Below are 432 nucleotides of genomic sequence, written 5' to 3'. Positions count from 1 at the left end.
CATCATAACTTTATTAAATTAATGGCCGTATTAAGCATAGAGAAAAACCAAGATACTACTCTATTTCTTCGTTCATCTCTACTTCTGTATCTTTGGCAAATTTCCAAGCAGAAACAAAAACCAGATTATCATCAGCATATTTTTCCAAAAGATGTTTGGCGCAAAAGTATGCAGTATTTCCTTCGGATAGAAGTTCTCTTACTTCATCTGAATATTTTTCATATTTGCTGCTCATTGTTTTATTTGGATTATCCGTCGCTTGCTCTAAAGCATTTACGACTAAAGTTCTGCTAAAAGTCTGAAACTCTGGATAAATTTGACAAAGTTTTTTGTAGATCTGATTATTTGATAGACCTTCCTGCTGAAACTTTGCAATGCTTTTTAAATGCTTATAAAAAACTCTATTCAAATTTGTTCGCAGTTCATCAGGAC

Annotated in this window: 1 protein-coding gene; it reads right to left on the bottom strand. The window is 32.4% G+C overall.

Translation table 11 applies throughout. The annotated features are described in order from the left end of the window. Positions 1 to 55: 55 nt before the first annotated feature. A partial coding sequence (locus CYP28_RS01780; protein WP_181000397.1) for a hypothetical protein occupies positions 56 to 432 on the bottom strand: 377 nt, incomplete at its 5' end.

The sequence above is a fragment of the Campylobacter concisus genome (assembly GCF_002914195.1).
In the GTDB taxonomy this organism is placed as follows: Bacteria; Campylobacterota; Campylobacteria; order Campylobacterales; family Campylobacteraceae; genus Campylobacter_A; species Campylobacter_A concisus_M.
Note: the sequence above shows the minus strand (reverse complement) of the source record. Positions and strands in the feature narration are given on the sequence as shown.